This is a genomic window from Scardovia inopinata JCM 12537, from assembly GCF_001042695.1.
Taxonomy (GTDB): Bacteria; Actinomycetota; Actinomycetes; order Actinomycetales; family Bifidobacteriaceae; genus Scardovia; species Scardovia inopinata.
In genome coordinates, this window is record NZ_AP012334.1 from 1,406,520 (window position 1) to 1,433,296 (window position 26,777).

Annotated in this window: 24 protein-coding genes and 3 tRNA genes; 8 read left to right on the top strand and 19 right to left on the bottom strand. The window is 50.4% G+C overall.

Annotation, left to right across the window (positions count from 1 at the left end; all coding sequences use genetic code 11):
- Positions 1-125: 125 nt before the first annotated feature.
- Complete coding sequence (locus tag SCIP_RS05715) at positions 126-3,338, top strand: glycoside hydrolase family 2 TIM barrel-domain containing protein (RefSeq protein ID WP_006293666.1); 3,213 nt, start codon at positions 126-128, stop codon at positions 3,336-3,338.
- Between the two features lie 136 nt (positions 3,339-3,474).
- Here the strand turns inward: SCIP_RS05715 and SCIP_RS05720 are convergent, their stop codons facing one another.
- The 12 genes from SCIP_RS05720 to SCIP_RS05775 all read right to left on the bottom strand — a co-directional run bounded on the left by SCIP_RS05720 (position 3,475) and on the right by SCIP_RS05775 (position 14,961).
- Entirely contained in the window at positions 3,475-3,978 is a 504-nt protein-coding gene (locus tag SCIP_RS05720) for an ATP-binding cassette domain-containing protein (RefSeq protein ID WP_006293665.1), read from the bottom strand.
- A gap of 387 nt (positions 3,979-4,365) precedes the next feature.
- Complete coding sequence (locus tag SCIP_RS05725; protein ID WP_115672883.1) at positions 4,366-5,043, bottom strand: HNH endonuclease family protein; 678 nt, start codon at positions 5,041-5,043, stop codon at positions 4,366-4,368.
- 421 nt (positions 5,044-5,464) lie between these two features.
- Positions 5,465-6,157 (bottom strand): 50S ribosomal protein L1, encoded by a 693-nt coding sequence (rplA, locus tag SCIP_RS05730; protein ID WP_006293663.1) that lies wholly within the window; start codon positions 6,155-6,157, stop codon positions 5,465-5,467.
- 59 nt (positions 6,158-6,216) lie between these two features.
- A complete protein-coding gene (gene rplK / locus SCIP_RS05735; RefSeq protein WP_006293662.1) occupies positions 6,217-6,651 on the bottom strand; it encodes a 50S ribosomal protein L11 in 435 nt (144 codons plus the stop codon).
- Positions 6,652-6,842: 191 nt separating this feature from the next.
- On the bottom strand, positions 6,843-7,811 hold the full coding sequence (nusG, locus tag SCIP_RS05740) for a transcription termination/antitermination protein NusG (RefSeq protein WP_040591306.1): 969 nt from the start codon (positions 7,809-7,811) through the stop codon (positions 6,843-6,845).
- Between the two features lie 38 nt (positions 7,812-7,849).
- Complete coding sequence (gene secE / locus SCIP_RS05745; RefSeq protein WP_006293660.1) at positions 7,850-8,080, bottom strand: preprotein translocase subunit SecE; 231 nt, start codon at positions 8,078-8,080, stop codon at positions 7,850-7,852.
- A 74-nt stretch (positions 8,081-8,154) separates the two neighbouring features.
- Positions 8,155-8,227: transfer RNA gene (locus SCIP_RS05750), tRNA-Trp, on the bottom strand.
- Between the two features lie 121 nt (positions 8,228-8,348).
- Positions 8,349-9,566 (bottom strand): pyridoxal phosphate-dependent aminotransferase, encoded by a 1,218-nt coding sequence (locus SCIP_RS05755; RefSeq protein WP_006293659.1) that lies wholly within the window; start codon positions 9,564-9,566, stop codon positions 8,349-8,351.
- The gene (gene obgE / locus SCIP_RS05760) at positions 9,553-11,211 is read right to left on the bottom strand and encodes a GTPase ObgE (RefSeq protein WP_040591304.1); all 1,659 of its coding nucleotides are present in this window, start codon (positions 11,209-11,211) and stop codon (positions 9,553-9,555) included. Before obgE ends, SCIP_RS05755 begins: the two co-directional genes overlap by 14 nt.
- A 119-nt stretch (positions 11,212-11,330) precedes the next feature.
- Positions 11,331-11,582, bottom strand: a complete 252-nt coding sequence (rpmA, locus tag SCIP_RS05765) for a 50S ribosomal protein L27 (RefSeq protein WP_006293657.1) — start codon at positions 11,580-11,582, stop codon at positions 11,331-11,333.
- Between the two features lie 54 nt (positions 11,583-11,636).
- Positions 11,637-11,945, bottom strand: a complete 309-nt coding sequence (gene rplU / locus SCIP_RS05770) for a 50S ribosomal protein L21 (RefSeq protein ID WP_006293656.1) — start codon at positions 11,943-11,945, stop codon at positions 11,637-11,639.
- A gap of 169 nt (positions 11,946-12,114) precedes the next feature.
- On the bottom strand, positions 12,115-14,961 hold the full coding sequence (locus SCIP_RS05775; protein ID WP_081442849.1) for an Rne/Rng family ribonuclease: 2,847 nt from the start codon (positions 14,959-14,961) through the stop codon (positions 12,115-12,117).
- Between the two features lie 301 nt (positions 14,962-15,262).
- Here SCIP_RS05775 and SCIP_RS05780 point away from each other — a divergent pair.
- Positions 15,263-15,335 (top strand) — tRNA-Thr (locus SCIP_RS05780).
- Between the two features lie 22 nt (positions 15,336-15,357).
- Positions 15,358-15,438: transfer RNA gene (locus tag SCIP_RS05785), tRNA-Leu, on the top strand.
- A gap of 41 nt (positions 15,439-15,479) precedes the next feature.
- Here the strand turns inward: SCIP_RS05785 and SCIP_RS05790 are convergent.
- Positions 15,480-16,220, bottom strand: coding sequence for a non-canonical purine NTP pyrophosphatase (locus SCIP_RS05790; RefSeq protein WP_006293654.1), 741 nt, complete (start codon positions 16,218-16,220; stop codon positions 15,480-15,482).
- Positions 16,221-17,000: a ribonuclease PH gene (gene rph / locus SCIP_RS05795; protein WP_006293653.1), complete on the bottom strand. Its 780-nt coding sequence runs from the start codon at positions 16,998-17,000 to the stop codon at positions 16,221-16,223.
- A gap of 154 nt (positions 17,001-17,154) precedes the next feature.
- Here rph and SCIP_RS05800 point away from each other — a divergent pair, with 154 nt between their 5' ends.
- Positions 17,155-18,492: a nicotinate phosphoribosyltransferase gene (locus SCIP_RS05800; protein ID WP_006293652.1), complete on the top strand. Its 1,338-nt coding sequence runs from the start codon at positions 17,155-17,157 to the stop codon at positions 18,490-18,492.
- Here the strand turns inward: SCIP_RS05800 and SCIP_RS05805 are convergent.
- Entirely contained in the window at positions 18,479-18,838 is a 360-nt protein-coding gene (locus tag SCIP_RS05805; RefSeq protein WP_081442858.1) for a DUF3039 domain-containing protein, read from the bottom strand. The two genes, SCIP_RS05800 and SCIP_RS05805, sit on opposite strands and share 14 nt — an antisense overlap.
- A 298-nt stretch (positions 18,839-19,136) precedes the next feature.
- Between SCIP_RS05805 and coaD the strand changes: the two genes are divergently transcribed.
- The 4 genes from coaD (at position 19,137) to rpmF (ending at position 21,526) form a co-directional block, all read left to right on the top strand.
- Entirely contained in the window at positions 19,137-19,619 is a 483-nt protein-coding gene (gene coaD, locus SCIP_RS05810; protein ID WP_006293650.1) for a pantetheine-phosphate adenylyltransferase, read from the top strand.
- Between the two features lie 136 nt (positions 19,620-19,755).
- The gene (locus SCIP_RS05815) at positions 19,756-20,613 is read left to right on the top strand and encodes an ATP synthase subunit B family protein (protein ID WP_006293649.1); all 858 of its coding nucleotides are present in this window, start codon (positions 19,756-19,758) and stop codon (positions 20,611-20,613) included.
- Positions 20,614-20,638: 25 nt separating this feature from the next.
- Positions 20,639-21,250, top strand: coding sequence for a YceD family protein (locus tag SCIP_RS05820; protein WP_040591300.1), 612 nt, complete (start codon positions 20,639-20,641; stop codon positions 21,248-21,250).
- A 78-nt stretch (positions 21,251-21,328) separates the two neighbouring features.
- Positions 21,329-21,526, top strand: a complete 198-nt coding sequence (gene rpmF, locus SCIP_RS05825; protein WP_006293647.1) for a 50S ribosomal protein L32 — start codon at positions 21,329-21,331, stop codon at positions 21,524-21,526.
- A gap of 133 nt (positions 21,527-21,659) precedes the next feature.
- On the opposite strand, the gene SCIP_RS05830 is transcribed toward rpmF, so the two are convergent.
- The 4 genes from SCIP_RS05830 to SCIP_RS05845 all read right to left on the bottom strand — a co-directional run bounded on the left by SCIP_RS05830 (position 21,660) and on the right by SCIP_RS05845 (position 26,382).
- On the bottom strand, positions 21,660-22,283 hold the full coding sequence (locus tag SCIP_RS05830) for an RsmD family RNA methyltransferase (RefSeq protein WP_006293646.1): 624 nt from the start codon (positions 22,281-22,283) through the stop codon (positions 21,660-21,662).
- 216 nt (positions 22,284-22,499) lie between these two features.
- Positions 22,500-24,773 (bottom strand): ATP-dependent DNA helicase RecG, encoded by a 2,274-nt coding sequence (locus tag SCIP_RS05835; protein WP_006293645.1) that lies wholly within the window; start codon positions 24,771-24,773, stop codon positions 22,500-22,502.
- A 63-nt stretch (positions 24,774-24,836) separates the two neighbouring features.
- On the bottom strand, positions 24,837-25,031 hold the full coding sequence (gene rpmB, locus SCIP_RS05840; protein ID WP_006293644.1) for a 50S ribosomal protein L28: 195 nt from the start codon (positions 25,029-25,031) through the stop codon (positions 24,837-24,839).
- A 184-nt stretch (positions 25,032-25,215) separates the two neighbouring features.
- A complete protein-coding gene (locus tag SCIP_RS05845; protein WP_050752394.1) occupies positions 25,216-26,382 on the bottom strand; it encodes a TolB-like translocation protein in 1,167 nt (388 codons plus the stop codon).
- Between the last annotated feature and the right edge of the window lie 395 nt (positions 26,383-26,777).

Below are 26,777 nucleotides of genomic sequence, written 5' to 3' on the forward strand. Positions count from 1 at the left end.
TGAATTATTATATGTATTAAGACTTATTAAGTTAAGATTTGTCGAGTAAGTTATTACCAGTCCTTTCACCGGGAACAGAGACGCCCCCGGCAGGGAAACAAAAGGAAGACCCATAAGGAACACCCATGACCCACCACACTTCTTCTCTTGCCAGGCCGGACTGGCTGACCGACCCCACCGTCTACGAAGTTAATCGGTTGGAACCCCATTCCCATCATTTTTATGCACCAGGAAAAGGGCCCGACCTAAATCCGGATCCTTTTGCCCCTTCTCCCTGCCAGCAATACCTGGATGGACAGTGGAAAGTGTTGGTGCTGCCAGCCAGCCAAGTGGATGTGGAGAAAGCAGATTTTGCAGCACCTCACTATGACGACTCAGTCTACAGGCCGATCACCGTCCCCTCCTGCCTGGAAACAGAAGGATTTATGAGGCCCCAATACGTTAACCAGCAATACCCCTGGGATGGGAGGCGGGACTGCACAGCCCCTTCTGTTCCTATGGACCTAAATCATGTTGCCCTCTACAGAACAACTTTCTGTCTTAATCCTTCCCTGACCCGGGAGCTAGAAAACAGTTTAAGCACCAGCATCATTTTCCATGGAGCTTCCACTGCCATCTACGTCTGGTTAAACGGAACTTTCGTGGGTTACGGGGAGGATTCTTTTACTCCCAGCGAATTCGACATCAGCAGTCTTATCAAACCCACCGATAATACCCTGGCTGTTGCCTGCTACGAATTCAGTTCAGCCAGCTGGCTGGAGGACCAGGATTTCTGGCGGATGCATGGACTATTTCGGCAGGTTGAGATTGCTGTCCATCCCCAAGGTCATGTAAACAACATGACAATCAGCACCGATTTTGATCAGGCCAGCAATCAGGGAAGTTTTCAGGCCTCTGTAACCGCGCAGGGTGCAGCCAGTTTGAGAGCCACCGTCTGCAATCAGGAAGGTGTCCTGGTATGGCAATCAGAGCGAACAAGGCTGGATCAGACTCCAGGTCCTGGAGTAGTGACTTTTTCTGGCACCATTGATCAGGCTCACTCCTGGAGTGCCGAAGATCCCTATCTTTACACCCTGTCCGTGCAAACACAAGATTCAGCGGGCAACCTCCTGGAAACTAGTATTCAACGACTGGGCCTGCGCCGTTTCGCCATTGACCCTGCTTCAGGCATTTTGGCTCTCAATGGAAAACGCGTTATTTTCAAAGGAGTCAACCGACACGAATTCGACTGTCAGCGGGGACGATCAGTGACCGCCGACGATATGATCTGGGATATGCACTTCCTCAAGCGGCACAATATCAACGCTGTTCGCACCAGTCATTATCCTAATCAGGATCTCTGGTACGACCTGTGCGACCAGTATGGTATTTATCTGATTGATGAAACCAATATAGAAACACACGGGACCTGGTCTACCCCGGGCGAGACGGTTGTTCCTCAGACCAATGTTCCCAGCAGCAAAATGGAATGGGGAGATGCCTGTTGCGACCGAATCAGCTCTATGATACAGAGGGATTATAATCACGCCAGTGTGCTGATGTGGTCTTTGGGGAACGAATCTTATGCGGGGAAAGTTTTTGAATCCATGAGCAGATGTGCTCATTCGCTCGATCCAATCCGCCCTGTTCATTACGAGGGCGTTACCTGGAACCGTGCCTTTGACCACATTACCGACGTGGAAAGCCGGATGTACGCCAAACCGGCGGAAATTAAGGATTACTTGGAATCTAATCCCTCTAAGCCCTATATTTCCTGTGAATATATGCATGCTATGGGTAATTCTCTGGGAGGGTTGAAGGAGTATACCGATCTGGAAAAATATCCTCTCTATCAAGGAGGATTTATTTGGGATTACATCGACCAGGCCCTGACTCAAACCTTGCCCGACGGCAGCAAGCGACTCACATACGGAGGCGACTGGGATGACCGGCCGGCAGATTATGAGTTTTCCTGCAATGGCATTATTTTTGCTGACCGAACAGTTTCTCCCAAGGCGGCAGAGGTCAAAGAGCTCTATTCAAATATCAAGATTAAGCTGACAGGTTCCGGTCCGGGCCAAATCAGACTGACTATCAACAACGACAGCCTCTTTGTTTCCACCGCTCAGGGCGGCAATTATTTCACCATAACTCTCTTGGCAGATGGTCTGCCAGTCTGGCAGGAAAAGAAGGTTTGGGATATTCCTGCCGGCCAATCCCGCACTATTCCTCTTTCCCTGCCCACAGATCAGATCAGGATAAAAGCTGACGGTCCATCTGAGCTGATCTACCAGGTCACTTATCATCTGGGACAAATGACAGCCTGGGCAGATTCTGGCTACCAGATCAGCTGCGGTCAGCTGGCTCATACTCTACAGAAGAGTCTGATAAAGAAGAGTCTGACCGACAAATCTGACCAGCTCACGTCAAACATATCCGTTGCAACGGTGAGTGGCCGCTGGAATCTGGGACTTCAGACTACAGATGCTTCAGCAGGCAGAAAGAAGACCAAGGAAGTCCTTCTCTCCCTGGCCCAGGGGGGAATAGTATCTATGACTGACGGGAATGATCAAATTATTGCCCGCCCTCCCCAGATTCTCACCTGGCGTCCCATGACAGACAACGATCGAGGATGCAGCCACGGCTTTGACCGCAGCGTCTGGTTTGGGGCAGGCCGCTATGCAACAGTAAGTGATATAAAAACTGACGTATCTGACCAAAGCATCAGTGCTGTTTATACATATCGATTGGCTAATCCCCACCACACTCCGGTAACACTCTCCTACCAGGTTGATTCAACTGCCCGGGTGCATCTGCACCTGTCTTACCCCGGTAGCGCCGAAGAACAGACCCCCAGCCTACCCGCCTTTGGCCTAGAATGGGCTCTGCCAGCCAGATATTCTAACCTGACCTACTACGGTTTTGGAGATGACGAGAACTATCAGGATCGCAGGGAAGGAAGCCACCTAGGCATTTTCTCCACTACCGCTCAGCAAGAATTTGCACCCTACCTGCTCCCCCAAGAAACAGGGAATCATGAAGGCGTCCGCTGGGCTCAAATTACCGATCAGCAGGGGCACGGGCTCCGAATCAGTGCCGGAAGCGGGGAAACCAGGGGACAGACTTTTGACCCTCAGGCCGCCTTCTGCCTTAGCCTCCTGCCCTACAGCACCCTGCAGATTGAAGATGCTACCCATCGGGAAGACCTGCCCTTGCACCCTCAGCATACTTATCTGAGAACTCTTGCAGGGCAAATGGGAATTGGAGGCGATGATTCCTGGGGAGCCCCGGTCCATGACCGCTATCATCTGGCAGCAGATCAGCCACTGGATCTGAAAATTAGTCTGGATTTACTGTAAATAATATACGAAATATGAATAATATTAATATACAGATCAGCCGCTTCTGACCAGACGAAAACTTTCCTTGACGAACAGACTCGGGCAGGTGATCTTTAGCTAAGTCCTTATCTGTGCTGACAGTTACTGAGGCGAATCAGGCTTCTTCAGCTTTATCGCCTCCTTTCTCTAATTGATAATCGAAAAGATCACGAAATGCTTTACTGGTACTTCGAAGGGCGTCATATGACCCACTATCCACGATGTGACCAGAGTCGAATACATAAATCATGTCAGCCTGCTTGAGCGTCCATGCCCTGTGGCTGACCAGAATAGTAATGCAATCAGAACCAGTTTTCTTTAACTCATTAATGATCTGTTTTTCAGCCAATGAATCAACGTTGCTCGTCGGCTCATCAAAAATTCTAATTGCAGCATGTTTGAGTAATGTACGAGCAATAGTTAACCGCTGCCATTGCCCACCGGATAGATCCACCCCATCCCATTGAGCACCTAGCTGTGTATCAATCCCCTTGGGAAGATTGTTCACCAACGTTTTCTCATCAACTGCTTGCACCTTATTCCACATCTCTGGTTCAGAGTAGTGAGTCTTACTTGAAGATCCCCCTCGAAAATTGCCTAGCAACAAGTTCTCCCTCACCGTCAATTCGAACTTGTTGTTAGCCTGCCCACGCAACCCATCTGCAAAGATGGGACTAGGGCGGAAAAAATGCTAAGAATGAGAGCACAAAGTGTATACAGAGGTGCTGTCAAAAAAGCAATTTTCATACACCAAACACAGGTTGCAATTGTATGAAATAAGCGTTTCATTTGTCATCTTCCGCATTAAATTATATTTAATACTAAAATTAAATAATATACCGAATTCAAAAAAGAAACGCCAACGCCTTCCGATGCTTTTATGCAAAGTATATAGCCGAATTTTCACGATTCGACTGCTGTGCTTAGTGTTACCTACCAGAAATATCAGAGAAATATCGGAAGAAAATTATACTATGAAAAAGTATAATCTATGCCCTGCTCGCATTTACGGCAGTTTCTGAGCAGGGCAGGAAGACAAGGTCGTCATCATGGCTGTTTTTTCGGATTCAGTCACAGTCAGTGAATATTTTTTCTTTACCGCAATCTGCCTGGCAACATAAGAACACCTGTACCTTTTGTTCGACGGCAGCCACTCATCTGCGGAAGCATCACCCTTGTCCTGATTGGCATTCCCATCGACAGCCAGGAGGTTATAGGGATCATTGGCAAACTGATACCGTTTTGCTGTAGACCAGGAACTTGCGCCGGAATTCCAGGCATTGTGCAGGGCAACTACATGATCAATCTGAACCAAAGCACTGGTGGTAACCCCACGGTGAAAATGTATTGTCTTGCCCGTATACGGATCGACAAGTACTCCGGTATATACCTGGCAGGAGCTTCCCCTCTTGTAGCGAACCGACGTCATGTCCCGGGCCAGAACGTCTTCCCTTATATCACAACCATTACCATCATCATCAGTTTGCCGGAATCCGAAAAGATCCCTGTCATAGCCAGATGAAGAGCCAGAATTCCTGACCGTCAGACTTTGCAGGACATTGGCTGCTTCTCCTGTAGGATTATTGGCTCCGGTAGAAGTGGCAATCTGCGCGCTTACTCGGGGCAGGATAAGGGCGATAACCAGGCCGACTAAAACAGCTAGGGCAACCAGGAGAGCAAACATTTTCCAACTGGTTTTCCTGCTGCGATAAGCATAACCATGGGCTGTCGAGCCTTGAGTTGGCAATGGTTCGGAAGCTGAATACCTAGGATAATCTGAGGGATCAGGATCAGGGGCATCGGTAATAGGGAATTTGCCTTGCTCCTCCCCGCCAGCAGAATCCTTCTGCCACGAACCTGACGTATCCAATCTGTTTCCCCTTGATACCATGGTTGATATTCTATACCATTCTTCTCTTACGCCACCTGCAAATTCACTGCTAAAAGCCTGACTGCAAACTGTCCGTCAGATCCCCCGAGTGTATATACCGTCACCCTTGCAACGGTAGGTAAGCTATAAACAAAACCGGCTCCCCTGCAGCAAAGCCACAAAAGAGCCGGAATTATCGGAATTATCAGGTCGGATTCCCGACGATATGTAAAAACTAAACCAGGGGTGCAGTATCCATAGGAACACCAGGGTTCATTGTAGAGGTCATGGTGACCTTCTCAATATAGCGACCCTTGACAGTAGCTGGCTTCAGACGGCGAATTTCGTCAGCAACAGCCCGGAAATTCTCCACCAGATCATGTTCTGCAAAAGACATTTTGCCAATAATAAAGCTCAGGTTGCCATCCTTGTCAACACGGAATTCAATCTTTCCGCCTTTAATATCAGCAACAGCCTTCGCTACATCCATAGTAACGGTACCGGTCTTTGGATTGGGCATAAGGCCACGGGGACCAAGCACACGGCCCAAACGACCTACCTTACCCATCATGTCGGGGGTGGCAACGACGGCATCGAAATCAAGATAGCCATTGGCAACCTTGGTAATCAACTCGTCATCGCCCACTTCATCAGCCCCAGCTTCAGTTGCAGCCGTAGCCTGAGGGCCTCGGGCGAAAACAAGGACGCGGGCAGTCTTACCAGTTCCATGAGGAAGGTTGACGGTACCGCGAACCAATTGATCGGCCTTGCGAGGATCAACATTCAGAACATATGTAACCTCAAGGGTCTCATCAAACCCATGCTTAGGCATGCTCTTGAGCAGGGCTACAGCTTGCTCATCAGTGTAAAAATTACCGCGGTCGACCATTTCTGCGGCTTCGCGGTACTTGCGTGAACGCTTTGTCATCTGCTTTTCTCCTTAGCAGTCGCAGTAAGGCATAGGAAGCCCTCTGCTTGGTTGGTTAATTAGTCTGTTACGGTAATACCCATGGAACGAGCGGTGCCTTCGATGATCTTCATTCCTGCTTCAATATCGCGTGCAGAAAGATCGGGCATCTTTGTTTCAGCAATTTCACGTACCTGAGCCTTGGTTACAGAACCAACCTTAGTAGTCAAGGGGTTACCAGCACCCTTGTCAACACCTGCTGCCTTGCGGAGGAGTTCAGCCGCCGGAGGAGTCTTCAGAATGAAAGTGAAGGAACGATCCTCATAAACAGTGATCTCAACAGGAATGATCTGACCGATCTTATCCTTGGTAGCATCGTTATAAGCCTTGGTAAAGTCCATGATGTTCACGCCACGGGAACCCAGAGCAGTGCCCAGAGGCGGAGCAGGATTGGCCTTACCTGCTGGAATCTGCAGCTTGATAAGTGCTGAGACTTTTTTCTTTTTTTGAGCCATTATATGGTTCTTCTTTCTATACGCGGTTCAAACGACACAAGACATTCGCCTGCATCTCCCGCACCTTATATATCCAGTCCTCTATCTGAAGCAGACATCTGCCTTCTCACATAAAAAGACAGAGCTCTTCGTCAGCAGGACAAGCTGTACTATTATGCCAAAACCCTGAGACTAGGAGGGTTTTCCTGAAATTAAGAGAGTTTTTCTACCTGATCAAAACCAAGCTCAACCGGGGTATCCCGGCCAAAAATATTAACCAGAACAGTCAGTTTCTGAGTAGTCGGCTGTAGTTCGGAGATAACCCCGGTCATGGTAGCAAAGGGACCATCGGTCACGGTCACGGTCTCCCCCATCTCAAAGGAGACTTCAATCTTCCGCTGCCGTGCAGCCTTAGGTTTGTCGCCGGATTCCTTCAGAGCCTGAGAGCGAATCATGGGAGCCATCATATCGACAACCTCCTGCCTACTCAAGGGGACTGCCTCCCGGTTAGAGCCCACAAAGCCCGTAACTCCTTCAGTCTCACGAATAATACGGCGGGCATCATCATCCGGCCACATACGGATCAGCACATACCCAGGGATGCGAACCCGGGAAATAATTTTTTTGCCTTTTTCTGTATGCTTTTCTACTTCTTCCATTGGCACTTCAACCTGAAAAACTGTGTCTTCCAGGCCAAAGTTCTGTACCCGGGATTCAATATTTGCCTTGACCCGCTTTTCATAGCCAGAATAGGTATGGAGCACATACCACTTGCCATCCAGGGTTCTTAAAGAATTCCTGAACTCGTCTACGGCCTTGTCGCCAGCATCTTCTTCCTGATACTGACCGGAAGCTTCTTTATCTTCATCAGCTTCAACAACTTCATCCACAGCATCAGACAGGTGCTCATCCAAAACCTCAGTGGCATCTGATAAAGCCTGCTCATCAGCCTCTTCCCTATCAGGGTCATGATCGGTTTGGGCCTGTTCCAAAGCCTCCTGATCTGCCTCAACAGCCTTCTGAGCAGTATCAGCCTCCTGAGCATCAAGATCAGCCAGATTCAAATCCACCTGGGCTTCATCCCGCAAAGACTGATCACCATCCTGTGCAGGCTGATTCTCAGCCTCGCCGGGGGTGTGGCTGCTGCCATCGTCGAAAAGATTATCTCTATCGTTTGCCATACTATCCTTCATTACCGCTTATCAACTATGGTGGGGCCTTATCCAAAGAGGAAGAGCATCAGCTTACCCAGGCCAAAATCAATGCCTGTGGTGAAAAGCATCAGCAAAAGCACAAAAATAAAGACAGCCAGAGACCACTTCAGTAGTTCCAGTCCTGATGGCGCAACTACCTTGCGCATCTCATCCAGAACCTGCTTAATGAACTGACCGATACGCATAAAGATATTCGGCTTCTTCTCCTTAACGGTCCTGTGTGAAGACTCTGCCATACCGGTTCCTAACCTTGACTGTTATCGTTTCCTAATAATGTGCCACCATCGCGAACAGCGATGATGGCATCCAGCAGGGAAGGCGGGACTCGAACCCACAACCTACGGTTTTGGAGACCGTTGCGCTACCAATTGTGCCACTTCCCTAAGTGCACTGTTATTGTACCGACTGCACTAGATTTGACCTGATGCGAAACCGGCGGTAAACAGCCAAGTTTTAAGTTTAGCGGCCCATATGGATTTAGTCTAGCCAACCCAGCCGGCGTGTTCAGCTGGAAACAAGCCTATCGCCTGCACCAACCCAGGCTGCAAAGCGGTCCATTCCTTCAGATAGATCCTGATCCGACAGGGCATAGGAAAAACGAATATATCCAGGCATACCAAAACCTTCACCGGGAACCACGGCAATATGAATCTGGTCCAGTAAGGCGGAAGCCAGGTCTGCCGAAGAAGAAAAAACCTGATTCCTGGGTCCAAGAGGACGGCCAAGAAGACCGGAAACATTGGGGAATACATAGAAAGCACCATCGGGCAGACTGCAGGAGACTCCGGGAATAGCGTTAAGCTTGGCAACTATTGTCTTTCGGCGAATGTCAAAAGCTGACCGCATCTTCTGCACAGCGCTTAAATCTCCGCTGACGGCCTTCAGGGCAGCTCTTTGAGCAATATTATTGACGTTTGACGTCATGTGTCCCTGAAGTTTGGCAGCAGCGGCAGCAACCTGGCGGGGACCAATCAGCCAGCCAACCCTCCAGCCGGTCATGGCATAGGTCTTAGCCACCCCGTTCAGTACCAGGAGCTGGGGTCGCAGGGCAGGGCAAACAGCACCAATATGGGCGGTCTGGGCCCCATCATAAACCATATGCTCATAGATCTCATCGGCAATCACCCACAGTCCGTGTTCCCCAGCCCATGCTGCCACCTCTCGCAGGCGATCGACCCCCCATACCGCCCCGGAGGGATTATTGGGCGAATTAATAACCAGGGCCTTGGTTTTTTCTGTTCGTGCCGCTTCCAGCTGTTCGACAGTTGGAATAAAACCCTGATCCATCCCGCTGGCCACAATCACCGGCTGTCCACCTGCAAGTTTGACTACTTCAGTAAAGCTCACCCAATAGGGGGCTGGGATAATTACCTGATCCCCGGGGTTAAGAAGAACCTGCATGGTCTCATAGACCGCCTGCTTGCCCCCGTTGGTAATTACAATCTGCTCCGGATCTACAGCGTAACCGGAATCGCGCAGAGTTTTTTGCCCTATCGCTTCTCTTAATTCCTGTAGCCCTTGAGTCGCAGTATAGCGATGATTGCGGGGATCCCGGGCAGCTTCTGCAGCAGCCTGAACAATGTAATCAGGAGTTGGAAAATCTGGCTCGCCTACCCCATAATTAATAACCTTAATTCCCGCAGACATCATACTCTTAGCCTGAGTGTCAATTTTGAGGGTAACACTGGGGGCAATGGCCTCTACCCGATCACTGAGCTTCATAATTCTCCAATCCTTGCGTATCATGCGGATCATCATTACGGGAAGGATCATTCCAATGGCCCGCTGCCCGTTCTTTTTCCATTGCCTGACGAACTGCTGCCTTGGCATCCATCCACTGATGATATTCCCGCCGACGTTCCACGTTGGTTCTCCTGTGGACGCGGGCTTCTTCCAAGGCATCCAGGCGGGCATCATGTCCCCGCTGAGCCTGAGGATTGTCATCAAGCATCTGAGCACCTGCGCTGATGGTAGGATCCCAGTCAAAGCCCACAGCATTATCCCCCTGACCGATGTAAACTTCATCACCCAGACGGGCACCCTTGGCCTTCAAAGCATCTTCAACCCCCAGCTTAGCCAGGCGGTCTGCCAGGTAGCCGACAGCTTCCTCATTATCAAAGTTTGTTTGCAGAATCCACCGTTCCGGCTTATTGCCAGTTACTGCAAACCAAACGTGACCATTCTTGTCCTCATGACGAACAACATCAAAGTCGACCCCCACAGTTCCTGGGCCGGAATTTCGGCGTCGTGACTTATTCTCCAGAGGATGCAGAACCACCCTCTCCTGGCCGGTCTCTTGTGATTCTTCCACCTGTCTGACCTTCTGCCGCATGGTCTGAACCAGATCAGACAGGACAAAAGTCAATTCACGCAAACCCTCATGGCTGGCTGTGGACACAAGAACAGTTGTCAATCCCATCTTTTCAAAGGAAGGTTTGACAAACTCAGCAAGTTCACGGGCTTCAGGAAGATCAATTTTATTAAGAACAATAACCCGAGGCCTGTCTTTGATGGCAATCGCACCAAGAGGAAGCTGCAAAGCCTGTTCATAGTGGCTTAGTTCCTTTTCCAGGGCTTGGTAGTCAGACAGAGGGTCCCTGTCGGGTTCCAGAGTCGCACAATCAATCACATGAACAATGACTCCCGTGCGTTCAATATGCCGCAGAAATTCCAGCCCCAAGCCCTTTCCTTGGGCGGCGCCAGGAATCAGACCAGGAACATCAGCAACGGTGAAAACCTTGTCATCAGCCTTGACTACTCCCAGGTTGGGAACCAACGTAGTAAAAGGATAGTCAGCTATTTTGGGCCGGGCTGCGCTCATGGAGGCAATCAAACTGGATTTTCCAGCACTGGGATATCCTACCAGAGCCACATCGGCTATAGACTTAAGCTCAAAAACTACATCCCGCTCCTGGCCCGGTTCTCCCAATAGGGCAAAACCCGGAGCTCTTCGGGCTTTATTCGCAAGAGACCTATTGCCTAAACCTCCAGCTCCCCCCTGAGCCACCACCACTGTGTCTCCGCAGTGGCGAAGATCGGCCAGAAAAGTTTCTTTTTTATGATTGCTGACATCGAAAACAACCGTTCCCGGCGGAACAGGAAGAATGACATCAGCCCCCGAAGCACCATCCTTATCGTCCCCCTTGCCCATGGTACCGTTCTGGGCAGTTCTATGGGGTGCAAAACGATAATTCAACAAAGATGTGGTGTTGGGATCTGCCAAGACAATAACTGATCCTCCATCACCTCCATCACCTCCGTTAGGACCGGCCAAGGGCTTATATTTCTCCCGCCTGATGGATGCGGCTCCGTCTCCCCCATTACCGCCGCGGACATGGACGGTCACCCTGTCAACAAAATCACTCATATTCCTATTATCCACCCGATCGTCGTTATTTTCTACCCTCATTATCTGCCGATAAGGTCAGATACAAATGAAGCCGCGTAAAAACGCGGCTCTACCTGTACTTGTTTGATTTACAATGCCTATTCGGCAACCACATCGACGACCTTGCGATCGCGACGGACACCAAACTTCACAGTGCCGTCCTGCAGGGCGAAGAGGGTATGATCCTTCCCCATGCCCACACCATGACCAGGATGGAACTTGCTGCCCCGCTGACGAACGATGATATTGCCGGCGACCACTGTTTCACCGCCGAATTTTTTCAGACCGAGGTATTGTGGGCCTGAATCGCGGCCGTTACGGGAGCTCGAAGCGCCTTTCTTGTGTGCCATTTTTTATCCTTTCAAAATTTCTAAAAGATGTGAGGACCGTAGCCAGTCACATTCTTAGGCGATCTCTGTAATCTTTACCATAGTCAACTTTTGACGGTGCCCCTTACGACGGGCAACGCCTGTCTTGTTCTTGAACTTCTGAATGGTAATCTTCTTACCCTTGGCTTCATCATTGACGACTTCAGCCTTGACAGAGATTTTGGCCAGATCCTTGGCAGCAACGGTAACCTGAGATCCATCGACTACAAGAGCGACGGGGAACTCTACGGAATCGCCCTTCTTGGCATCAAGGCGGTTAACGAGGATTTTATCCCCAACCTCAACCTTTTCCTGGTGGCCGCCAGCTTTTACAATCGCGTACATATCCTACCTTGCCTGTTGTTAAGCTATTTCTTGTGGTGAGCAGACGTCTGCAGGCGCCCGACGCGCCACATCTGTTAAGACACCAGCTATCCACTCTATATGCGCCGGGGGACGTAAATCACACCAAAACGATGCAACATACCACAGCGCACTCAGAACATCAAAGATATTAGTTCTCCTGGACATCCTCTCCGCCCGTGTCGGCTGGAGGCTGATTTGCCGATTGATCGTTGGTTTCCGCACCTTCTTCAGTTTTATCGGCTTCAGCAGCTTCTGCGGCTGCAGCAGCAATCCGAGCCAAAGTTGCTTTGACCTGAGGAGTCGACCCCTGGGGAGCATTGGCATCAGTCTCTTCATAATGGTTATGCCCGTGCCCATGCTTATTGGTATGAATGAAAGGATCTCCGCCTTTAAGAGCGTAAGGATCATCAAAATCTGCAGACACTGTGGGCTCGGTATGGAGAATAAAACCTCTTCCTGCGCAGGTGGGGCATTCTTCAGAGAAAGCCTCAACCAAGCCTTGCCCAACCCGCTTACGGGTCATTTGAACCAAACCCAGAGATGTCACTTCTGCCACCTGATGCTTGGTTCTATCCCTGGAAAGGCATTCAACCAGACGACGCAGAACCAGGTCACGGTTCTGGGGCATAACCATATCGACAAAATCAATCATGATCATGCCACCAATATCGCGCAAACGCAGCTGGCGGACAATCTCTTCCGCCGCCTCCAGATTACACTTGGTGACCGTTGCTTCCAGAGACTGCCCCTTACCAATAAAGCGGCCGGTATTCACATCGATCGTGGTCATAGCCTCTGTTCTGTCCACAATCAACGAACCGCCGGAGGGAAGGTAAACCTTCCTCTCCATTCCCTTCCGCAGCTGTGAATCGATGGACCACTTATCAAAAACATCCTTTCCCTCATGCTCTTCCGGATCCCACTTTTCCAAGCGATCCAGCATATCGGGAGCAGCTTCTTCCAAGTATTCCTTAATACGGTTGTAAACGCTGTCGCCTTCTACAACCAGTTTCTTGAAATCGTCGTTAAAAATATCGCGAATAACCCGAATAACAACATCGGGCTCGCCCTGGAGCAAATGCGGCCGTTTGGAACTCTGATACTCCTTGAGCTTCTTTTCCACATTTTCCCACTTCTTGACCAGGTGTTCCAGATCGTGCTGAATGGCCTCTTCACTGGCTCCATCGGCGGCAGTACGGATAATCACCCCCATATTATCGGGAGCGATCTTGGAAACAATATTCTTTAGACGGGTCCGTTCACGTTCAGGGAGCTTACGGGAAACACCAGTGATGCCGCCTGCGGGAACCAAAACCAGGTAGCGGCCGGCAACCGTAATCTGAGCAGTCAGACGGGCTCCCTTATGACCGATGGGGTCCTTGGTAACCTGGACTAAAACATTGTCTCCCGGGCGAAAAGCATGTTCCACCAGGCGGGGCTGGCCTTCAAGCCGAGTGGTATCCCAGTTGACTTCGCCTGCATACAGAACACCGTTGCGGTACTGACCAATATCTACAAAGGCCGCTTCCATGCTGGGCAAGACATTCTGCACCCGTCCTTGGTAAATATTGCCCACAGAAGATACTTCTTCAATGTCAGAAATATAGTGTTCCACCAGAACGTTGTCTTCGATAACCGACACCTGGGAATGACGGCCTCGCTCACGCACCACCATGAGCCTGTCCACATTTTCACGGCGGGCCAGGAAATCCTGCTCAGTAACCAGAGAATGACGGGACCGCTCCCGACGGTTGTCCCGCCTCCTCTGCCGCTTGGCTTCCAGCCGGGTTGACCCCTCAATTCCGGTAATCTTATCAATATACTGCTGTTTACGGGAACGGGGAATCTGCTCCTCCTGCTGGTCAGAGCTGTTCCGATTACGGCGACGGCGACGGCGACGGACAGTCGTCTCTGTTTCCTGCCGATCAGACTGGCGGGAGCGGGAGCGCTCGGAGGAACGGCCGTTTCCGGAGTCATTGAATTCCTCATCGACATCGTCATCAACCTGGTCAAAGCCATCTTCAATGGGACGGTAGCTGATGTCCTCGTCAGACAGATCTTCCTCAATCTGTTCGACTTCCGCAGCAGCCCGCCTTTCCTGGGCATTAAGGCGACGCTTGCTGTGGCGTTCTTGGCGCAGCTCTTCTTCTGATTCATCCTCAGAAAAATCTGTGTCAGCATTCCCGCGGCTGGTGCGATCAGAACGGTCAGTATGATCGTAGTGGCTGTCTCTATGATCCCTATCTTTTCTGCGCCGGCGGCTTGAATGGCTGAAATCTCCCCTGTCCTGGCTCTTTTCCTCTTCTTTTTCATCAAGAAGAGTGTTGATCTGGTCAAGGGGCGATGAGCCAGTCTTGTTATGCGAATTATACGAAGCCGGAGTCAGCACCGGTGCCTGGAAAAGCAAAGAAGTCATGGGCTTTGCAGGGGGAAGTATAATAGCCCTCGTTTTATCATCATCAGCTGATGAGGCAGAGAAAAGAGAGTCCATTGCCGGCTTTGCAGGCAACCTGCGGAGGGTAGGAGCAGGTGAATCCGCTGAAGAAATGGGACGGGGGCGGTCAGAAATAGAAGAGGAAGACGATGCCCGTGGTGAAGGAATCCCCTTATCGGTAAAGATTTCATCTGCCAAAGCCTTCAGCCTCTCCTGCCTAGCCCGATCGGGGTTTTCATGAGGTTCAGGGAGCGAAACCGGTTTGTCCTTCTCAGAACGGGAGCTCACCACAACCGGCAAGGCTGCTCCAGCAGCTCCGGCCACCCGGGTAACACGTCCCCGGCTGCGACGGGTCCTCCTGGGCATTCCTGCAGCTGCTGGCTGCCGCTGTGAATCCTGTGTGGAATGAGTTTCGTTCTTACTGGCGTTACTACTGGTGGCAGTATTATTTATTTTGTGCGCCGCATCTACAGCACGGCCTTTTTTGTCTTCGTCAGACACCGTTAACTCCTGGCAGGATACACTGCACTGTATCCTCAACTTTGCCGGAAACTGCTTCATCGAGCATCTACCTCACGCTCGTGCGAATCAGTTTCTCAGCTTTCCGAAAGTCTCTATAGGTATGGCGGACACCGACACATCCGGACAAACACTAACACGCCTCAGAAGGGGATCAACGCTCATACTCTGTGATGATCATGCAGGATCATCACTCCCAGTATGGCATACCTTGCAGAAAACGTCCACTCTCCTTTTTCGCGATTCCTTCGGCCAGCCTCAAAAATTAAGTGCAACACGGCAGGAATAAAGACCAATAAAATCTTGCGTATGACATAGAATTGAGACCTGTGTGTATGCACATGCCGCTTTAGCTCAGTTGGTAGAGCGTCTCACTCGTAATGAGAAGGTCACCAGTCCGATTCTGGTAAGCGGCTCTTACTGATGAACAACAGTTTTGCGCGAGTGGCGGAATGGTAGACGCGCAGGATTTAGGTTCCTGTGTCTTATGACGTGAGGGTTCAACTCCCTTCTCGCGCACCCTCATATTATGTATTATGCCACGTGTGACACGGTCGTGCTCAGCCTACAATGTCCTTTATATGGGCAGCCATGGCCCGCAGAGCTGCTCCCCTGTGAGAAATGGTGTTTTTCTGCTCTGCCGTCATCTGTGCTGTGGTCAGGGGACGTCCTCCAGTGGCCTCAAACTGCCCTGAGCTCACTTGGCTCTGATCGTCAGGAACAAAAATGGGATCATAGCCAAAACCGTTCTCTCCCCTGGGCTGACGAATGATGATTCCCGGCATGACTCCCGTTTCCACATATTCCTTATAGCCCCTTTCCCCCTGATGGTTCCCACTCTCCTGCCGGGGAATGACCAGGGCACAGGCGCAGCAGAAACGAGCCTGACGCTTGCCATCGGGAATGTCAGACAACTGGTTGAGCAGAAGAGCATTGTTGGCAGCATCATCACCATGACGGCCTGCCCAGCGGGCAGAAAGAACGCCCGGAGCCCGACCCATCAGATCAACAATAAGACCGGAATCGTCAGCCATAGCAGGAAACCCGGTTCTTTCAGCGGCATCCCTGGCCTTGAGCAGGGCATTTTCCTCAAAAGTTGTTCCGGTCTCCTCCGGGTCAGGAAGCCCCAAGGAAGCCGAAGTAACGGCAATCAAACCTTCAGCAGCCTGTCCCAGGCTGTCAGCCAAAATCCTTTGTATTTCAGCAACTTTCCCCTGATTGTGCGTAGCTACCACAAGGGTTTTCTTCTGATGAGGGGCGCTTCCCCTCTTTTCATGGTCTTCCCCTGCTGCCTGATTCATCTACCTAATCTCCTTTTTCAGAGCCTGCTTTTGCAATTCCTGCAATTGTGTATTTCCCTTCTGAGCCAGATCAAGAAGAGTATTAAGCTCATCCCGGCTGAAAGGTCGATGTTCAGCTGTTCCTTGAATTTCAATGAATTTTCCTGATGCCGTCATAGCAACATTCATATCGGTCATTGCCTGGGAATCTTCCGTATATGGCAGGTCCAGCATAGGAGTCCCATTAATAATGCCCACGGACACAGCGGAAACCTGATCCAGCAGGACCCGCTTTGCCGCTTTAATTTTCTTATTTTTCTTAGCCCAGGACACGGCATCGGCCAGAGCAACGTAAGCTCCGGTAATGGAAGCTGTTCTGGTTCCTCCGTCAGCCTGAAGAACATCGCAGTCAATCTGAATCATGTTCTCTCCCAAGGCACCCAGGTCTACGATCCCGCGCAAAACCCTGCCAATCAGACGACTGATCTCATGGGTTCGACCTCCAATCTTGCCCCTGACCGACTCCCTGTCAGTCCTGTCAGCCGTAGCTCGGGGAATCATGGCATACTCGGCAGTTACCCAACCCAAGCCTGAATCTTTCCGCCAGCGGGGAACCCCCTGACTAAAAGTGGCTGTGCATAAAACCCGGGTTTGCCCGCATTCAATAAGAACAGATCCTTCCGGAGCTTGGGTCCAGCCCCGGGTGATGGTTACCGGCCTGAGCTGATCCACAGCCCTGCCATCTGCTCGAATTGCCTTCAAGGCCTGAGTATCATCCAATAAGTCTTTAATCTGTGCCATGGCAGTTTTAGCTCCTCACATCTGTGCCTTGCCTGATCTTTGCGATTAATTCATTAGTGTACGCATGGTCACTCACATTTCTCACCTCTATGCTTGCGACTAATCTGGTAGGCAGAAGGCAGCAGACAGCTGCCACTGATACGAGGAGAATTTCATGACTAACTCTGTAAATCCGGCAATGATGACCGATATGTATGAATATACCATGCTTGATGCTGCCCTCAAAGATGGGACTGCTGCCCGCCGCAGTGTCTTTGAAGTTTTTACCCGTCACCTGCCCAGCGGCAGACGATACGGTGTTGTTGCCGGCCTGGGTCGTATTTTGGAGTATCTCAAGGATTTTCGGCCCTCAGATGACGACCTGCAATATATGGCTGATCATCATATTGTCAGCCAAGAAACCATTAATTACCTGCGGAACTTCACTTTCCACGGAAGCATTAAGGCCTACCGCGAAGGTGAAATGTTCTTTGCCAATTCTCCGGTTGTTCAGGTGGAAGGCACCTTTGGGGAATGCGTTCTCCTGGAAACTTTGATTTTGAGTATTATGAACTACGATTCAGCGGTAGCATCGGCAGCCTCCAGAATTACGTCAGCAGCCGGCAGTCGGCCCTGTGCCGATATGGGCGGCAGGCGGATCAGTGAATATGCAGCCATAGCTGCCTCCCGAGCTGCGATTGTCGGAGGCTTTGCCTCCACAGCAAATCTTGCAGCGGCTAAGAAGTATGGTCTTCCCTGCATTGGCACCGCCGCCCACGCCTTCACCCTGGTTCACGATACAGAAAGGGACGCCTTTGAATCTCAGGTGAAAGCCCTGGGCGTGGGCACCACCCTACTTACTGATACCTTCAACATTGATCAAGCCATCAAGACGGCTGTTGATGTTGCTGGCCCTCATCTGGGCGGCATTCGCATTGACTCGGGCGATCTGGCCTCCCTGGCGCAGCGGGCCCGCCATCAGCTGGATGCCCTGGGTGCAACCGGCACCACCATTACTGTTACCAACGATTTAGACGAATATTCCATTGCCGCCCTGGCAGCAGCCCCCATTGATTCTTACGGGGTGGGTACCCGTCTGGTAACAGGATCTGGACATGTAACCAACAATATGGTTTATAAGTTGGTTGAACGCGAAGGCGCAGATGGTCTCATGCACCCGGTCGCCAAGAAATCTTTTGGCAAGGCTACTGACGGGTGGAGAAAGAAAGCTCTTCGCTCTTACCAGTATGGACTGGCTCAGGGTGAGCTTGTTCTTGCCGGGAGCCAGGAAAAGCTGGATTCTTATCAGATCCCTGAGGAATACGGACAAACCAGGGCTCTGCAAATCACAGCGGTTGATCATGGAAATATAGACGACAGTTTGACCACTTCGCAGGCTCTCTTTGCTGCCCGTGATTATCACAGGCAGCAATTGAACGATCTGCCGGTCAGCGCCCTCTCCTTGAGCGACGGAGAACCCGCTATTCCCACCGAAGTAGTTACTGTGGATTGATTCCGCCAGCAGAACCCTTCATCTGAGAGTATACTTTTTTGCACTCAGGGCAAACCGGATAATCTTCCGGATTCCGTTTAGGAACCCATACCTTACCACAGAGAGCGATGACAGGTCGGCCGGTAATTCTAGCCTGTTCCAACCGTTCCTTGGACACATAATGGGCGTAGCGATCGTTGTCGCCCTCATCACTCCGCCGAGTCTTTTCGGCTGTCTCTTCCCGCTCAAGAACACTAGTGCCTGTTGAGGTACCAGGATCTGGTTGAGTCTGTGCCGGATTCTGATTGTCATCCAACCAGATGGGAGCTGTTTCCCGTCTGCTCAGCTGATTCTGCCTACCGCCCATGCTTTTGTTTTCTGTTCTTATCATCATGCTGCCCTCCATATCTTGCTGCTCAGCAAAAGTAAGAGACTAAAACTGCTTTCGGCGGCCACAGGCCCGGCAGCCGTCTAATTTCATAGCTCTTTTGCGGATCTTTTATTGAGTAAACTTATTGAGTAAACATTATAGTAATGCCTCCCTATCATTCTGTTCGCTCCTTACCTCTAGCTCCCATGAGTCCTACAGGCTCCCTCCTATACCCCATATCTTCCCGCAGGCTGTCCGTGCCCCTTCTATAGGATGTCTGCGCTAAACTGAAGGAATGACAATTGCAGTATGCCCCGGCTCTTTTGACCCGGTGACTTCCGGTCACCTGGATGTCATTGAGCGTTGCTCACGTTTTTTCGATCAGATTCACGTCCTTGTAGCAGTTAATTCAGCCAAAAAGCCCCTTTTCACTGAAGATGAGCGGGTTCTGATGATCCAAACCGCCTTGGAAAATGACGGATGTACCAATGCTGTGGTCAGAAGTACTGAAGGATTAGTTACTGAATACTGCACCCGGGTGGGAGCCACCGTCATCGTTAAAGGCCTGCGGCAAAACGGTGATTACGAAGCCGAATTGGGCATGGCCCTGGTTAACCGCAAACTAGCTGGGGTAGAAACCCTCTTCCTGCCAGCTGACCCCATCAAGGAACATATTTCCAGCTCCATTGTTAAGGATGTTGCCCGTCATGGAGGAGACATTTCAGGTATGGTTCCTGACAATGTTATTGATCCCCTGATGACTGCCCTGCAAATTTAGCAGGAGAACAGAGGGATCTTTTAAGCCGCTATAAAACCTGGATTATCAGGCAAGAGAAGTACCATACAATAAGAATAAACCTTACAAATTTTTTACAAGAGACATAGACACCACAGACACCATAAGGAGGGTCATTATGGAAGACGAGCTTTCCAGGGAGAATCCGACTCCGGCTTCCGATGGCTACGATGACGACGCCACCAGTCAAAACCCTGCAAGGAACAAAGTCGAAGCCGATTCTACCTACCAGCCTGACGCCCAGGGATCCGAAGACAGATCAGGCCAGGAGGATCAGGAAGGCAGCAGCCAAGCAGGCCATCAGACAGACCAGACGGATAATGATCCGACCGATGCCGCTTTACGGGCTGTCAAACAATATATACCCGAAACGTACAATCAGCAGACCGAAGGCAACGATGACCCGGCAGATGATCGGATTGGGGATGAGCAGTTCACTACCGCTTACGACATTATCGAACACATGGAGCAGTTGATAGAGGACGCCAAAACCAGTATTTTCAACACTGATGTGGTAAAAATCAGCAAGTCAGAGTTCCTGAGCCTTCTGCATGATCTGAAGAAAGGTCTGCCGGTCCAGCTGGAACGGGCCTCCGCCCTTATGCGGGAGGCAGAACGCCGTCTGGAGAATGCTCAGACACAGTCGAATTCCATTGTTTCTGATGCTCACAGTCGGGCTGAGGGAATTGTACGCGAGGCTAATGAACAGGCTCAGTTCCTTGCCGGCCAGGAGAATGTGGTCTCTATTGCCACCGAAAAGGCTCGAGATATTCTGGACAGGGCGCAGGAGAAGGCCAATCAGCTGACCCGAGGTGCGAACGATTATGCATCCAAATCTATGCGGGATCTGGACGAGCAGATCACGGAAGTGCATAAGAGCATTCAATCCGGATTGCAGGTTCTTCACCAGCGACAGGAAGACAGGGAGCAGGATATTCCCCGCCTGTCAGCTGAAGATTATCCCGACCATCACTAAAACTCAATAAGGACTGTATATTTTTATGACCCGTGAACACCCTACTGACTGGTCTTTGTCTATCTCTTCCCTCTCTCATAGGAGCGGCCAGACCCTTATGGTTGACACTACTATGCCAGCTCCCAGTGGAATTGGCGATGACATTGTAGGAATCCACGAGGGAGCACCTGTTACCATCACTGCCCGGCTGGAGAGCCTGTCGTCAGGCCTGCTTTTTACCGGAACTGTCAGCGCAGATCTGACTGGCCAGTGCACCCGCTGCCTGACCGATGTGGAAGATACATTGGATTTGCCCGTTTCCGCCTTTTTCTCCTATCAGGACCAGGGGGAAAGAAAAGCAGACAAAGAAGCTGAAGAGGAGATAGAGGTGACAGATCTGGATGAAAACTCTCAAGATGTATATTCTCTGGATCCTTCAGCCAGCTTGATCAACCTGGAATCCCTCCTCAGGGACAATCTGGTTCAGGCTCTCCCCCTGCAGCTTCTGTGCAAACCGGATTGCCTGGGCCTGTGCTCTCAATGCGGAATTAATCTCAACGATAATCCCGACCACCACCATCAGGTAACTGATCTGAGGTGGGCTGATCTGGAAGCTTTCAAGCAGCAGCTGGGCAAGGAAACGTCTGGAAAAGACTAACGCATACAGTTTTCGAGGGGTTGCACTAAACTCACCTATGCTTAAGCAAATTTATATCGATCGAAAAAGAGGATAACTATGGCATTGCCCAAGTACAGGACTTCCCGCGCTAATACGCATACCCGCCGCGCTGCTTGGAAGGCACAGGCTACTACCACTATTGCCTGCCCCAACTGCGGGGCTCCCACTCTGTCACACATGGCCTGCCCCAACTGCGGCTCTTTCCGTGGCCGCACCTACAGGGCAGCAGTCAAGCGGACTTTGGCTAATAACTAAGCTAATCCCTAATAAGTAGTTTGGGAATAAATGATGAATCCTTGCAACCGACGGGTTGCAGGGATTTGTTTTTCTAATATTTAGTTTGTACAACTACACAAACGCTTTTATACACAGGTTTTATACATAGCTTTTATACACCGTTTCTGCAGTGTCCTAAATAATCCACTCTTGTTTCCCCATAAAGCCGACTGTCCGTTATTTCCCAACCCTGGGGAGCCATTACAGCCTCACTCCTGGCCGACCTCTCCACTATCAGAACTGCATCATCTGCCATCCAGCCTCTTTCAGCCAGCAAGGCCACCATATGACTGCAGTCCTGACTGCTGACTGCGTAAGGAGGATCCATAAAGACCACAGTGGCGGGAAGAAGAGAGGCCTTATGGCTCCCGGCTCCCTGTAAGGAACTGTGATCAGGGCCGGCGGCAAGGTACAATTCAGCTTTTTTCTTAATAATTCTGATGTTCAGACTCCCATCCTTGGCAAGTAAATCGCCGGCAGTTCTGCGAATACAGGAGACAACCTGACCATGAGCTTCCACCGCTGTCAAAGCCTGAGCACCACGGGACAGGGCCTCAAAACCTAAGGCTCCAGTCCCGGCAAAGAGATCCAGAACCCGGGCCTGGTCAAGAATACCCCAAGAATCCAAACGGGAAAAAATTGCCTCTTTGGTCCGGTCAGTGGTAGGCCTGGTAATGCTCCCGTCTTTAGGGGTATATATGTGACTGTTTTTAAATCGTCCGGCTATTATGCGCATGCTCTCATTATCCTGACGGGTCTGACAGGAGGCCCCATACTTGTCGTGCCAGCCACCATCGGGGTCAATCAGCCAGGAATGCGATCTGATAAAAGATTTGATTGTTTTCCATCCTGGGTTTTCGGCTTATTGCAGTCTTCAACCCAATGGCGACTATATCATTTTTTGGAAGGAGAAGCGCTCTCCGGGGCTAACAATAAGTAATTTCTATGATAATCAGGTTGAAATCAGCAGATTCCCTTTACCCCGGGTAAAATCGAGAACTGCCCCAGCCAGCTGTAGATGTCCCTCCTGGCTCAGGTTCGGATCAGACACAAGCACGTTGTCTGCATCCTTTCTGGCGGAAGAAATGATATCGGCATCCTTAACCACTCGCAGGAGCTTGAAGGAGGTGCGTCCGCCCGACTGAGCGTCTCCCAAAACATCTCCGGCTCCGCGTAGCTCCAAATCAGCCTGGGCAATTTTTGCCCCGTCAGATGTTGAACGAATGACTTCCAGCCTCTGAGCAGCCAAAGAATCTTGGGGAGCCCGACTTATAAAGAAAGCCCAACTGCGGGATTTCCCCCTCCCCACCCGGCCCCGCAGCTGATGCAGCTGGGAGAGTCCAAAACGGTCGGCATCAAAAACAACAATGCAGCTGGCTTCAGGAACATCCACTCCTACTTCAATAACTGTTGTAGCAACAAGCAGAGGGGAGGTGCCGGAAGAAAAATCTTTCATCACCTGGTCTTTGGTTTCATCGTCATCACGGCCAGTAAGGGTAGCAATCTGAATACCTGAGAACTGGGGCAATCCCGCCAGCCGGGCTGCAATTTCTGATACGGAATGCAGGGGCCTTTCCCTTTCCTGATCGTCTGCCAGCATGCCATCCGCATCATAGCTCAGCAGGTCTATCGTATCCGTTTCCTCAGTACCGTCCCTTCCACCATTAGCAGAATCAGCATCCTGACTGTCATCAATGCGGGGACAAATCACATAGGCCCTCTCCCCTGCATCCAGACGATGCCTGATGTGAGCAAACATCTGTCCCATAATTTGCGAGTCATTTTCTTCAATTACCACAGATGTAATCGGCTGTCTGCCCTGGGGAAGCTCAGTAAGCCAGGAAATATCAAGATTGCCGAACCAGGTCATGGCTGCTGAACGGGGAATAGGGGTGGCGGTCATCACCAGCAGATGAGGAATGGCAGATGATTCTTCCCGCATTTTCTCTCTCTGTTCAACCCCAAACCTATGCTGTTCGTCAATAACTTCCAGGGCCACATGAGGAGCTTGAAAAGTGGAAGAAAAGGCTGCATGGGTAGCTACTACTATGCAGGGAACCCCACTAGCAGGAATAGCCAGGGCCTGGCGCCGATCAGCCAGATGCATACCTCCGGTCAGCAAAACAAGGGGCAGATCAATTTCCGCTTTCTGAAGCATGGAGGCGATCACCTGATAGTGTTGCCGGGCCAAAACCTGAGTTGGAGCAACCAAAACTGCTTGATATCCGGAACTCGCCGCCTGCAGCAGAGCAGCTAGAGCAACCACAGTTTTTCCTGAGCCAACTTCCCCCTGGAGCAACCGGCTCATGGGATAGTCTCGACCCATGTCAGTCTGAATCTGACTTATCACTTCTTCCTGGCCTGAAGTCAAGTCAAAGGGAAGGGAGTGAATAAATTTCTCTGTCAGGCTGGTTTCTGTGCAGATATAAGAATCGCTGGATTGCATTTTCTCCCGCTCCTGCAGGAGGGCGGTTTGCGACACCAGGGCCTCTTCATAACGCATAGTAGAAATTCCCCGCCAGAATTCGTCAATGCTGTGTGGATTATGGATAGCCATCAGCGCCTGGGAACGATGCATAAAAGTTCCTGACAGTTCCTCAGGTATGACATCAGGAATAGGATCTTGCAGCGACTGTAAAATTCCCAGAATAGATTCATGGATATGAGCGGAAGAAATTCGGGAATTGGCATGGTAAATTGGCTGAGGTCTTGATAGCTGATGTATGCCTTCCTCAAGAGAAGCCACATCTGCTGAATCTTCTTGCCCAGGTTCTGCTACTGTTAAGATTTCCGGGTGAGTAAACTGAAGATTGTTTCCGTATAGGCTGGCTTCTCCGCTGGCAACAAGGGTTCTCCCCTTTTTCAGCCGGCTTAACAGCCAATCGGCATAATGTTTTTTATAGGTGAAGAAGGTAAAAGTAGCATACCCCTCATATTGACCCGCAGATGGATTAACCAGATCTGCATCGTCTACCTGGACCTCTACCCGGTACCCCCGTCTAGCGTTCATGGGAACAACTCTGATCCGACGCACAGTGGCAGCAAAAGCTGCCTTTTGCCCAATCTTTACCTGTCGCAGAGTACAGCACTTCACAGGGTCAGTAACCCTAAAAGGATAATAAAACAGGGCGTCGGCTACAGTTGTAAGGCCCAGACTTTTGAATGCACTTACCCGACGCTTGTTAGAGATTACCGATGACAATGACGAGTTGAGACTAAGAGCCATAGTGCCTTCTTAAACAACAAAACCCCGCACAAGGCGGGGTAAAGTCTTTATGCTCATCACTTACTAAGCAACGCGGCGCTGAACCTTGCCAGCCTTGAGGCAGGAAGTGCACACACGCAGACGGACGTTCCTGCCGTCAACAGTAGTGTGGACTGCCTGCAGGTTAGGCAGGAAACGACGCTTATTGCGAATATGTGAATGAGATACGGAATATCCGACCTGTGGGCCTTTACCGCATACATCGCAGCGAGCTGCCATATTAACTCCTCATTAGTTTCACGTCTGGCCGTACCACAGCAGCCTTGTACATTCCGGGCGCACAAAACCTTTGCAGATACGCAACGTGTTCATAGTAGCGTAACGCCCATACATGAGCAAGGATTGAGTGTTTTTCAGCGCCAGGCAAAAACCAGGGCTGAATGATCAAATTTCAGTATCACCTTTATAGGTTGGGGTTGGCGGTGAATCCTCCGTCGTATACGTAGGGTTTTGTGTAGCCTTTCATGAGTTTGGTTAGGGTTTGATTCAGGGTGATGGTTATCTCGGTTTTTCGTGTTGTCTTGTTAATAAAAAACAGTTGAACCGGGCGGAATTTTCCTCCACTTCCATACTGAATACGTAGGATACTATAATAGTGGCGGGTCGAAGAAAAATCATTATGATGCTGCAGAAGATCATTATCCGATATGGTGCGGGGTAGGGGCTTCGGGTTGAACCGGTGGAGGATACGACCGGTATGCGTATTTACCTGGATCAGGTCCCCCGTCTCATAGGACACAAAAACCAGGGTTGACCCATCAGGGCTGAAACTTCCTCTATCGTAGCTTTGTGACTGATCGTAAGGGACAGTAAGAGGATGGTTGTTCTTATCCCTGATAGGGATAAGAGTGGGTTTACCGGTGTGAATATTCCACCTAAGGATCTGAGGTTGAGAAATATCCTCCCGAGGGTTATAAGACGCGACAGAAACATACTCCCCACGATCACAATAAGTAGTCCATATGCCACCAGCAGACAGTTTCTTACTGGCGCTGTCTATAAGAAACTTTTTCGAGGAGAACGGTGCTATCTGACGAAGCATGAAATAGCTTAACCCTTTTTCCTCATCTACCGGCCCCTCCCGTAATCCCCATAAGTGCGTGCCACAAAAAGCACTGGACGACATAATCTCTGAGGTGATGGTGTGTAAGTTCTTGGAGGATAGGGGGATGAGTTGGAGGGTGTTTTTAATATCAGCTGTAAACCCGACATCAAAAATACCCACAGCTTCTCCTTGAGGATCTTCTATAATCGTGTTCTGGAAGAGGGTTTTCGGGCTAGCTACTTCTCGATGCTGGTAAGGAGATGACGAGCTAATAAAATAGTTTGTCCGATAGTCAGCAAAAAACACTCCCCTCCTCGTCCACAGGGGCTTTTGATAGGCCATGCCGGCGGTTTTGATTGTCTGGTAGGAGCCATCTTTCCTGATGAACACCACCATCCCACCAGACTTACGCACCTCCTCCTCATACTGAGGGTTCAAGGAAATAACAGCCACCACATCCCTCAAGGACACCTCCTGGAAGGGTATCATCTTCACCCGGGGAGAACACGCCGACAAGAAAACCATACACCAGACAAGACACACGAGAACACACCACCTGACCCACCGCCGAAGAAAAAACACGGGACTACAAGAAACAAGATAAGCTCTACAATCAGCAGACACCCTACCAGACTCACCCACCAGACACCCCCATCGGCGTACCAGAAAACATGAAAAACAGAACAATAACATTCTTTCTTGCCACACACTCTACACCACCATTCCATAGCCTGCAAGAAACACTCCATCATTCCCCCCCCCCCACTAACCTCCCAAAAAAAACAAAACCCACACTAACCAGTCCAACAAAACCACACCACCCAACAAAAACACGCCACCCACCCCAACCAGCAGCCACACACCACCCACAATGCAAAAACTCAGAAAATTATCCAGTTTACTCATAGTTTTCTTCATAA

What these genes read in the sequence shown, in the direction of transcription:
- SCIP_RS05715 (WP_006293666.1), top strand. Translation starts at nt 126, where the DNA reads ATGACCCACCACACTTCTTCTCTTGCCAGGCCGGACTGGCTGACCGAC.
- SCIP_RS05725 (WP_115672883.1), bottom strand. Translation starts at nt 5,043, where the DNA reads ATGTTTGCTCTCCTGGTTGCCCTAGCTGTTTTAGTCGGCCTGGTTATC.
- rplA (WP_006293663.1), bottom strand. Translation starts at nt 6,157, where the DNA reads ATGACAAAGCGTTCACGCAAGTACCGCGAAGCCGCAGAAATGGTCGAC.
- rplK (WP_006293662.1), bottom strand. Translation starts at nt 6,651, where the DNA reads ATGGCTCAAAAAAAGAAAAAAGTCTCAGCACTTATCAAGCTGCAGATT.
- nusG (WP_040591306.1), bottom strand. Translation starts at nt 7,811, where the DNA reads ATGGCAAACGATAGAGATAATCTTTTCGACGATGGCAGCAGCCACACC.
- secE (WP_006293660.1), bottom strand. Translation starts at nt 8,080, where the DNA reads ATGGCAGAGTCTTCACACAGGACCGTTAAGGAGAAGAAGCCGAATATC.
- SCIP_RS05755 (WP_006293659.1), bottom strand. Translation starts at nt 9,566, where the DNA reads ATGAAGCTCAGTGATCGGGTAGAGGCCATTGCCCCCAGTGTTACCCTC.
- obgE (WP_040591304.1), bottom strand. Translation starts at nt 11,211, where the DNA reads ATGAGTGATTTTGTTGACAGGGTGACCGTCCATGTCCGCGGCGGTAAT.
- rpmA (WP_006293657.1), bottom strand. Translation starts at nt 11,582, where the DNA reads ATGGCACACAAGAAAGGCGCTTCGAGCTCCCGTAACGGCCGCGATTCA.
- rplU (WP_006293656.1), bottom strand. Translation starts at nt 11,945, where the DNA reads ATGTACGCGATTGTAAAAGCTGGCGGCCACCAGGAAAAGGTTGAGGTT.
- SCIP_RS05775 (WP_081442849.1), bottom strand. Translation starts at nt 14,961, where the DNA reads ATGAAGCAGTTTCCGGCAAAGTTGAGGATACAGTGCAGTGTATCCTGC.
- SCIP_RS05790 (WP_006293654.1), bottom strand. Translation starts at nt 16,220, where the DNA reads ATGAATCAGGCAGCAGGGGAAGACCATGAAAAGAGGGGAAGCGCCCCT.
- rph (WP_006293653.1), bottom strand. Translation starts at nt 17,000, where the DNA reads ATGGCACAGATTAAAGACTTATTGGATGATACTCAGGCCTTGAAGGCA.
- SCIP_RS05800 (WP_006293652.1), top strand. Translation starts at nt 17,155, where the DNA reads ATGACTAACTCTGTAAATCCGGCAATGATGACCGATATGTATGAATAT.
- SCIP_RS05805 (WP_081442858.1), bottom strand. Translation starts at nt 18,838, where the DNA reads ATGGGCGGTAGGCAGAATCAGCTGAGCAGACGGGAAACAGCTCCCATC.
- coaD (WP_006293650.1), top strand. Translation starts at nt 19,137, where the DNA reads ATGACAATTGCAGTATGCCCCGGCTCTTTTGACCCGGTGACTTCCGGT.
- SCIP_RS05815 (WP_006293649.1), top strand. Translation starts at nt 19,756, where the DNA reads ATGGAAGACGAGCTTTCCAGGGAGAATCCGACTCCGGCTTCCGATGGC.
- SCIP_RS05820 (WP_040591300.1), top strand. Translation starts at nt 20,639, where the DNA reads ATGACCCGTGAACACCCTACTGACTGGTCTTTGTCTATCTCTTCCCTC.
- rpmF (WP_006293647.1), top strand. Translation starts at nt 21,329, where the DNA reads ATGGCATTGCCCAAGTACAGGACTTCCCGCGCTAATACGCATACCCGC.
- SCIP_RS05830 (WP_006293646.1), bottom strand. Translation starts at nt 22,283, where the DNA reads ATGCGCATAATAGCCGGACGATTTAAAAACAGTCACATATATACCCCT.
- SCIP_RS05835 (WP_006293645.1), bottom strand. Translation starts at nt 24,773, where the DNA reads ATGGCTCTTAGTCTCAACTCGTCATTGTCATCGGTAATCTCTAACAAG.
- rpmB (WP_006293644.1), bottom strand. Translation starts at nt 25,031, where the DNA reads ATGGCAGCTCGCTGCGATGTATGCGGTAAAGGCCCACAGGTCGGATAT.
- SCIP_RS05845 (WP_050752394.1), bottom strand. Translation starts at nt 26,382, where the DNA reads ATGGTTTTCTTGTCGGCGTGTTCTCCCCGGGTGAAGATGATACCCTTC.